Origin of the sequence: Mycobacterium sp., from assembly GCF_035653355.1 — a bacterium.
GTDB lineage: Bacteria > Actinomycetota > Actinomycetes > Mycobacteriales > Mycobacteriaceae > Mycobacterium.
The window spans coordinates 1-8194 of sequence record NZ_DASRBZ010000375.1 but is presented as its reverse complement, the minus strand read 5'-3'; the positions used below and the strand labels follow the sequence as shown (position 1 = coordinate 8194).

Genomic DNA, 8194 nt, shown 5'->3' with positions numbered 1-8194 from the left:
GGGTAATTCAATATCGGCGAGCCCAGAATCTGCTCTTCGGTTAGCGGCTTGTGCCGAAACGCATTGGGGTTCAACGATCCATTGCGGAAATTCTTGGCTGCCACTTTGGCCAAAGTTTCCTGCGAGATGCCGTGCTCGTGGATATAGCGGTTGGCTTTTATCCCGAAGAACTTGGTGGTGACAAACTGGCCGTTCTCCGCGTACCACGCCGGAAGGGCCAGCTTCGCCGGGTCATCGGTGAAAGCGCCGCGAGGATGTTTGTCCATGCCGACGGCGATGCCAATGTCGTACTTACCCAGCCGGATCGTGTCCGCACACAACTGGGTAGCACTCGCCGCAGTGGCGCAGGCGTTGAACACGTCGGTGAACGGAATTCCGGTCAGCCCCACCAATCGGGTCACCGCGTCGGGGTTGGATACTTCATGGCTGCCACCGACTCCGAACTGGATGTCCTTCCAGTCGAGGCTCGCATCAGCCAGCGCGGCCTGGATTGCGTCGGCGCCCATCTCCATCGCGGACTTGCCCTCGAAGCGCCCGAATGGGTGTAGGCCCACACCGATAATCGCCACGTCGTTCATCTAACGGCTCCCTTTTCGGATCCTCTTGGGTCTAGACCGGCCGGAAGGCGAACGTCATGACCTCGTTGCCGTCCGCGTCGGTGGTCAACGGCACCATGGTCAGCTCGACGTCCATGCCGAACCGCAGCTTGGCCGGATCATTTTCAGTAAGCCGCCCCTCGACGCGGATCACGTCGCCAAGCTGCACCAGGCCGACCCCGAACGGGGTGAAGGCGTCGCCAATCGGACCGGCATAGGGCGGCCCCGGCGGAAACCCCTGAGTGGTCCAGGCCACCAGGGTGCCGCGACGCGGCAGCAACAGCTCGGACATCTGCCCGCCGCTGCACCGTGGGCAGCGCTGCTGCACCGGAAACGTGGTGGCACCACAGTCCCCGCAGCGACTGCCGATCAGCTGTGGATTGTCATCCGGCCAGGTAGAGATATCCGGTGCTAACGCCTTCTGCATCGGGCGATCCTCCGAAGTCGCAGGATGAGAATAGTGCTCCGCACCAGACCGTACAACAGCATTCCACCAAAGTGGAAATTCCATTCTCCTATCCGAGGGCCGGGATCACTTCCCGTTCGAACTGCTCGATACTGGACCTGTCATAGGCGGCTTCGGGGAAGTAGCAGATGACGTACTGGCAGCCCAGCTCACGCAGGCGCTCGAGCCGCTCGATCACCCGCTCCGTGGTGCCTGCCGCCGATTCCACCCCGGTGGTGCCCCTGATCATCGCATCGGCCGCCGACTCGGGTACGTAGCCAGCGATCCGGTCGTGGATGCGCTGCAGCCGGTCTTTGACTTCGGCCTCGGAGGCGCCCAGGACGGCGTTGACGTTGACGGAGCGCACGATGGCGTCGAAGTTGGTGCCTACGTCGCGGCAGTGCCCGGCCAGCACCTGCGACTTGTGAGCGAAAGCCTCCGGCTCGGGCGTGAAGTTGGTGTACTGCGCGTATTTCGCGGCGATCCGCAGTGTCACCTTTTCCCCGCCGCCCGCAATCCATAGCGGAATTCCGTTCTCCTGCAAGGGTTGGGGTGCAACAATCGCGCCATCGACCTGGTAGTGCTCGCCGGGGAAGGTGACTTTGCCATCGCGCCAGGCGTCGCGCATGATCTGCACGCCCTCGTCGAGCCGCCCGAGCCGTACCTTTGCGGGCGGAAAGCCGTAACCGTAAGCGCGCCATTCGTGTTCGTACCAGCCGCCGCCGATACCCATCTGGATACGACCGCCAGAAATGATGTCGGCGGTGGCCGCCACCTTGGCCAGATAGACCGGGTTGCGGTAGCTCATCGCGGTGCACATCTGACCGAGCTTGATCCGCGATGTCGTTGCCGCGTAGGCCGACATCAGCGACCACGCCTCGTGGGTGGCTTCGCCGGTCGGCATGGGCACTGTGTGAAAGTGGTCGTAGACCCACAGCGAGTCCCACGGACTGTCGTCGGCGTAGGCAGCCAGCTCGCGCATCACCGCCCAGTGCTTGGCGGGTTCGATGCCCACCAGATCGAGTCGCCAGCCCTGCGGGATGAACAGTCCAAAGCGCATAGCTGCCGACTGTAGACCGATGTCACATACCCAAAGCGGCCAGCGCGCCCTCGACGACTGCGGTACGCAATTCGTTATAGGGCGTGTCGGGAAACTGCAGACAGCAGTCCTGTAGCCCGCCGAACGCGATCACCGCGCGGGTGGACTGCGCAAGCGTCGGTTTCGGTCCGAACACAAGCCGGCCGAGCCGGTCGCGCCATGCCAACAGCTTGTCGATCAACCCCAGCTCGGCCAGCGTCGTCAATTCCGTCACCACTAACACGAGGTCGCCACGGTGCCGATAGTGGTAGTCGAAGTAGCCCTCGAGCAGTTCGCGGACATCAGTGTCGCCCCGGTTTTCGCGGTCTGCGATGAAGCGCTCGCCCTCGTCGATCAGCGGCTGAATGATGCTGCGGACCAGGTCCTCTCGCGACGAGAAGTGGTAGTACAGCGCGGGTTTGGTGATTCCCAGTCTTTCGGCGATGTCCTGCAGGCTGGTGCGCTGCACCCCTTGCCGAGAGAACAGCTCGCGGGCCACCGCTTGAATGCGCTCCCGGGTATCAGAGCGGGGCCTGCTCACTGAGCCAGCATATCTGACCTACCGATAAGTAAGCGCAGCTGACAAGCTTACTGATCGTTAAGTAAGGAGGCAGGCATGCGGGTCTTGATTTCAGGCGCGAGCATCGCAGGGCCCGTACTGGCGTTCTGGCTGGATCGATATGGGTTCGACGTGACAGTCGTCGAGCGTGCACCGACCTTTCGCAAGACCGGCGGCCACGCCGTCGACTTGTTCCGGCCGGCGATGGAGATCTCCGCGAAGATGGGCGTGCTGCCCCGCATCGAGGACCGCGCCACCAAGACGACGCGTCTGAGCATCTACCGTGACGGGGCGCGACGGCCGATCCGCGTCGACCTCACCAAGATCTACCGGGCCGCCTCCGACCGGCACGTCGAGATCATGCGCGACGACCTCAGCGAAATCTATTACCAAGCCGCCGATGTCGACTACCTCTTCGGCGACTCGATCACGACAATTTCGCCCGACGGCGAGGTGACATTCGAGCACGCGACTCCCCGCAGGTTCGACGTGGTGGTCGGCGCCGACGGGCTCCATTCCAACGTCAGACGGTTGGTCTTCGGCGACGACGCCGGTCGCACCCGGTATCTCGGCGGTTATCTGGCGGTGGCGTCCATTCCGAAATCGCTGGCGACCGTGGGGGAAATGATCGGTCACGTCGAAATCGGCCGCATGGCAGGAATCTATAGCGCGCAGCACCTGGACGACGCGCGGGCGGTGTTCATGTTCCACAGCCGTGAACTGCAATACCACTATCGAGATGTCCTGCGACAGAAGGGCTTACTGCGTAACGCATTCGCCGAAATGCATCGGCGGGTGGACGGTTGGCTCGAATGCCTCGACACCACTCCGGCGTTCTACTTCGACTCCATCACCCAATTGCAGCTGGACACCTGGTCGCGTGGGCCGGTGACGCTCGTCGGTGACGCGGGATACTGCCCGGGTCCGGCCGTGGGCGGCAGCACCAGCCTGGCGGTGGTCGGCGCCTATGTGCTGGCCGGCGAACTGGCTCGAGCGGGCGCGGATTACCAAGCAGCGTTCGCGGCCTACGAACAACGGATGCGCGAACCGGTGCGCCGCACCCGCGCTTTCGCGAGTCGCGCCGCCAAAACCGTCGTCCCCGCCTCGCGGGCCGCGCTCTGGGCGGTGACCCGAGGTGCCCAACTGGTGTCGGCGCTGCCGACACCGGTCAGCCGTGCAGTCGCCAAGCTCAACACCACGGGCGTGCGCCTGCACGACTCGATCCCGGTACCCGACTACGGTAGCCACGTTTGGCAACATTGACGCATGGAGCTTTCCGGCGTCGGAATATGGAGCAGCCAACTGCGCTACGGCGACCCCGCCGAAGCGGCCGAGGCGGCAGCGGAATTGGAGGAGCTGGACTTTACCGCGCTGTGGATTCCGGATGTGGGCGGGCCGGTGTTCGACTCAGTGGGTCGCCTGCTCGGCGCGACAAAACGCACGGTGATCGCCACGGGCATCTTGAACCTGTGGATGCACGAACCCGGCGACGTCGCCGACTCCTACGCATCGCTGACGGCTGAGCACGGCGATCGTTTCCTGCTGGGTATCGGCGTCAGCCACGCGCCGCTGATCGACTCCCGCGAGCCCGGCCGATACCGCAAACCGCTGGCCGCGACGGCATCGTTCCTCGATGCGCTGGATGCCGCGCCACAGCCGGTGCCCGTCGAGCGACGGGTACTGGCGGCACTCGGCCCAAAAATGCTGGCGCTGGCGGCCAACCGCGCCTGCGGCGCGCACCCGTACCTCGTCACCCCCGAGCACACCGCCACTGCGCGTTCGGTTTTGGGCGAGGGCCCGCTGCTGCTCCCTGAGCAGACCGTGATCTTGACCGACAGTGCCGAGGAGGCACGCGCCATCGGAACCAATTGGCTTCGCGCCTATTTGGCACTGCCGAACTACGCCAACAACCTGCTGCGGAGCGGGTTTTCGGCCGACGATCTCGCGCAGGTGAGCGATCGACTCTTCGACGCGATCATCGCATGGGGTGACGAGGAAGCCATCATGCGCAGGGTTGCCGACCATCAAGCGCTCGGCGCCGACCATGTCTGCGTGCAAGTGCTGCTGGCTGACCAGAGGGCCTTTCCCCGCGAGCAATGGCGCCGAATAGCTGCGGCATGCAATTCATGACTTCTCAGCGCGCGGACGTGCAGCCATAGCGCCGCTTTCCGATTGCGTCGGGGCTTTAATGCCTGCCCGCTGCGTAATACCGTGAGGCAATGGCTTCTCGACACACATTGTTCCGAATCTTCTACACGCTGGGCTTCACACCGTGGGACGGCCATCCACAGTCGCCGACGCTGCGCGGACTGATCGAGGGAACCGACGCGCTGCCGCCAGGATCCGCGCTTGACGTCGGATGCGGCACGGGCGACGCGTCAATCTATCTGGCTCAGCACGGTTGGCAGGTCACCGGAGTCGACTTCACCCCGAAGGCAGTGGAGAAGGCCCGCGCCAAGGCTCGGGCCGCGAACCTAACGGTCAACTTAGTCCACGCCGACGTCACGCATCTGAGCCAGGCCGGAATCGGTTCACGGTTTGAGCTGATCGTGGACAACGGTTGCTTTCACGGCATGAGCAACGGCGATCGTGACCTTTACGTCCGCGAGATCACGGCGGCCGCAGCGCCCGGAGCACGGCTGTTCATGGTCGCTTTCAAACGCAGCGGCCGGTTGGGGCCGGCGGGAGTCGAGCAAGCGGAAATCGAGCGCCGCTTCGCGCCGACCTGGACGCTGCTGTCAGCGACCGATGAACCGCAGTGGACGAATGGCAATCGATTCGCCGCCCGCTTCCATGCGCGCAGCTACGTGCTTCAGCGCCAAAACTGAAGACAGGCAAGCGATGGCTTCCAAGCACCTTTTGTTCTCGATGTTCTATCGGCTGGGTTTCGCCCCGTGGGATGGCCACCCGGTCGCAAAGAGCCTGCACGATCTAGTCGAAGGCAACGGCTCGCCCCCGCTGCCGGCGGGCACCGCGCTCGATCTTGGCTGTGGCACCGGGGATACCTGCATCTATCTAGCCAAGCATGGATGGCACGTCACCGGTGTGGATTTCGTTGCGAAGCCTCTGGACAAGGCACGGGCGAAGGCCGCTGCCGCCAAGGTTTCGGCAACGTTCACCCAGGCCGATGTGACCAGGCTGAGCTCGTCAAATGTGGGCGCGGGCTACACGCTGATCACCGACCACGGTTGCTTGCACAACATGAGCGACGAGGACCGCGACGCGTATGTCCGCGAAGTCACCGCGGTGTCGGCGCCGGATGCGCGGCTGCTGATCGTCGCATTCGTCCCCGGCGGGTCGTTCGGCGTGCGGGGAATCGATCGAGCCGAGATCGAACGTCGGTTCACACACGCTTGGACGCTGCTATCAGCCTGTGACGAACCGCAATTGGATCACAACGGCAAGAACCCGGTGCGGTCCTACCTGTTGCAACGTCGCGGAACTTAACCAGTTGCGGCGAGACGCCCCGGCGGGCGTCGCAACGATTTAAGCGTCAGCGAAGCGCACGCTGCTATGACGTCAGCGAGTCGGGCGGCAGGAACCGGTCGCCGTACTTGGCGGCCAGCTCGCGAGCACGGGCGACGAAGCCCTGCTTGCCACCGAGGTAGCCGATGACGAACTGCGCGGTGCCACCGGTCCACGGCGGGAAGCCGATACCCATGATCGACCCGATGTTGGCGTCGGCCGTGGATGTCAGCACACCCTCGTCGAGGCACTTCTGCGTCTCCAGCGCCTCCGCGAACAGCATCCGGTCGATCATGTCCTGCAGCGGCGGCTTCGACGAACCCGACTTGAACGTCTCCCGCAGGCCCGGCCACAGCCCGACCCGTTTGCCGTCGGCGTACTCGTAGAAACCGGCGCCCTTCAGCTTGCCCGGCCGGCCCAGCTCGAGCATCTTGTTGACGACGGCCTCAGCCGGATGCGGCGTGTAGGTCTGTCCGGTTGCCTCGACGCCTTCGCGTGTGGCCTTGGCGATCTTGGCCATCAGCTCCATGTTCAGCTCGTCGGAGAGCTGCAGCGGCGGCGCCGGGTAGCCGGCCTGTCCGCCGGCGTGCTCGATGCTGGCCGGCTCCACGCCTTCGCCGAGCATCGCGATCGCCTCGTTGATGAAGGTGCCGATCACCCGGCTGGTGTAGAAGCCGCGGCTGTCGTTGACCACAATCGGGGTTTTTCCGATCTGCATCGCCAAATCCACGGCCTTGGCCAGGGTGGCGTCAGAGGTCTTGCGGCCCTTGATGATTTCCAGCAGCGGCATCTTATCGACCGGCGAGAAGAAGTGCAGGCCGATGAAGTCCTCGGCCCGCGTGACGCCGCTGGCCAGCTCGGTAATCGGCAACGTCGAGGTGTTGGAGCCCAGCACCGCGTCGGGTGCCACCACCGGCTCGATTTCGGCAAACACCTTGTGCTTCAACTCAACCGACTCGAACACCGCCTCGATCACCAGGTCGGCACCGGCGGCGTCGTTCGCGTCGGCGGTCGGGTGAATGCGGCCCAGCAGCGCGTCGGACTTCTCCTGGGTGGTCCGGCCCTTCGAAAGCGCCTTGGCTTCCAGCTTTTCCGAGTATTCCTTGCCCTTCTGGGCGGCGTCCAGGCTGACGTCCTTGAGGACCACCTCGATGCCGGCCTTGGCGCAGACATAGGCGATGGCCGCGCCCATCATCCCGGCACCGAGCACCGCAACTTTCTTGAACGTCGTCTTCTCGTAGCCTTCGGGCCGCGACCCGCCGGAGTTGATGTGCTGCAAGTCGAAGAAGAACGCCTGGATCATGTTCTTGGCCACCTGGGACGTGACCAGCGAAGCAAAGTAACGGCTTTCGATGCGGCTGGCGGTGTCGAAGTCGACCTGCGCACCCTCGACCGCAGCGGCCAGGATCGCCCGCGGCGCGGGCATCGGCGCTCCCTTGAGCTGCTTGCGCAGATTCGAGGGGAACGACGGCAGGATCGCTGCCAACGACGGCGACGACGGAGTGCCGCCGGGCATCTTGTAACCCTGCTTGTCCCACGGCTGTACATGCGCATCCGGGTTGGCCTTGACCTCTTTTATCCAGGCCTTAGCCGCGGGCACCAGCTCCTCGACGCTCGGAAGCACCTCGTCGACAAGCCCGATCTCCTTCGCCTTGCCGGGCTTGAACCGGGTGCCCTGCGCGAGAATCTCGACGAAAGCCTTCTGGATCCCGAACATCCGCACGGTGCGGGTTACTCCACCGCCACCGGGCAGCAGGCCCAGCGTCACCTCCGGCACACCGATCTGGCTGCCAGGAACGTCGGCGGCGATGCGGTGGTGACACGCCAGAGCGATTTCCAGGCCGCCGCCCAGCGCCGCACCGTTGATGGCCGCGACAACAGGCCTGCCCAACTTCTCCAGCGTGCGCAGCTGCTTCTTGACCCGCTCCACCGTGTCGAAGAACTGCCCGGCATCCTCGGGCCGCGCCTTGACCATCGCGGTCAGGTCGCCGCCGGCGAAGAACGTCTTCTTGGCGCTGGTGATCACCACGCCGGTGATCGAATCCTTCTCG

Annotated in this window: 8 protein-coding genes and 1 pseudogene; 4 read left to right on the top strand and 5 right to left on the bottom strand. The window is 64.4% G+C overall.

Translation table 11 applies throughout. The features are described 5' to 3' along the window. From VFA16_RS13015 to VFA16_RS13000, 4 genes and pseudogenes are all read right to left on the bottom strand, one after another. Positions 1 to 578 (bottom strand): annotated as a pseudogene (locus tag VFA16_RS13015) (thiolase family protein); the annotation flags it as partial. 31 nt (positions 579 to 609) lie between these two features. Beyond that, a complete protein-coding gene (locus tag VFA16_RS13010; RefSeq protein WP_324968209.1) occupies positions 610 to 1023 on the bottom strand; it encodes a Zn-ribbon domain-containing OB-fold protein in 414 nt (137 codons plus the stop codon). 88 nt (positions 1024 to 1111) lie between these two features. Then, entirely contained in the window at positions 1112 to 2101 is a 990-nt protein-coding gene (locus VFA16_RS13005; RefSeq protein WP_324968208.1) for an LLM class F420-dependent oxidoreductase, read from the bottom strand. Positions 2102 to 2123: 22 nt separating this feature from the next. Continuing rightward, a complete protein-coding gene (locus tag VFA16_RS13000; protein WP_324968207.1) occupies positions 2124 to 2660 on the bottom strand; it encodes a TetR/AcrR family transcriptional regulator in 537 nt (178 codons plus the stop codon). A 75-nt stretch (positions 2661 to 2735) separates the two neighbouring features. Between VFA16_RS13000 and VFA16_RS12995 the strand changes: the two genes are divergently transcribed. From VFA16_RS12995 to VFA16_RS12980, 4 genes are all read left to right on the top strand, one after another. Then, positions 2736 to 3941, top strand: coding sequence for an FAD-dependent monooxygenase (locus tag VFA16_RS12995; RefSeq protein ID WP_324968206.1), 1206 nt, complete (start codon positions 2736 to 2738; stop codon positions 3939 to 3941). Between the two features lie 3 nt (positions 3942 to 3944). Further along, complete coding sequence (locus tag VFA16_RS12990; RefSeq protein WP_324968205.1) at positions 3945 to 4808, top strand: LLM class F420-dependent oxidoreductase; 864 nt, start codon at positions 3945 to 3947, stop codon at positions 4806 to 4808. Between the two features lie 89 nt (positions 4809 to 4897). Then, positions 4898 to 5506 (top strand): class I SAM-dependent methyltransferase, encoded by a 609-nt coding sequence (locus VFA16_RS12985; RefSeq protein WP_324968204.1) that lies wholly within the window; start codon positions 4898 to 4900, stop codon positions 5504 to 5506. A gap of 13 nt (positions 5507 to 5519) precedes the next feature. Further along, entirely contained in the window at positions 5520 to 6125 is a 606-nt protein-coding gene (locus VFA16_RS12980; RefSeq protein WP_324968203.1) for a class I SAM-dependent methyltransferase, read from the top strand. A gap of 64 nt (positions 6126 to 6189) precedes the next feature. Here the strand turns inward: VFA16_RS12980 and VFA16_RS12975 are convergent. Continuing rightward, positions 6190 to 8194, bottom strand: a 2005-nt coding sequence (locus VFA16_RS12975; protein WP_324968202.1) for a 3-hydroxyacyl-CoA dehydrogenase NAD-binding domain-containing protein, incomplete at its 5' end; no start/stop codon positions are given.

What these genes read in the sequence shown, in the direction of transcription:
- VFA16_RS12990 (WP_324968205.1), top strand. Translation starts at nt 3,945, where the DNA reads ATGGAGCTTTCCGGCGTCGGAATATGGAGCAGCCAACTGCGCTACGGC.
- VFA16_RS12985 (WP_324968204.1), top strand. Translation starts at nt 4,898, where the DNA reads ATGGCTTCTCGACACACATTGTTCCGAATCTTCTACACGCTGGGCTTC.
- VFA16_RS13010 (WP_324968209.1), bottom strand. Translation starts at nt 1,023, where the DNA reads ATGCAGAAGGCGTTAGCACCGGATATCTCTACCTGGCCGGATGACAAT.
- VFA16_RS12995 (WP_324968206.1), top strand. Translation starts at nt 2,736, where the DNA reads ATGCGGGTCTTGATTTCAGGCGCGAGCATCGCAGGGCCCGTACTGGCG.
- VFA16_RS12980 (WP_324968203.1), top strand. Translation starts at nt 5,520, where the DNA reads ATGGCTTCCAAGCACCTTTTGTTCTCGATGTTCTATCGGCTGGGTTTC.
- VFA16_RS13005 (WP_324968208.1), bottom strand. Translation starts at nt 2,101, where the DNA reads ATGCGCTTTGGACTGTTCATCCCGCAGGGCTGGCGACTCGATCTGGTG.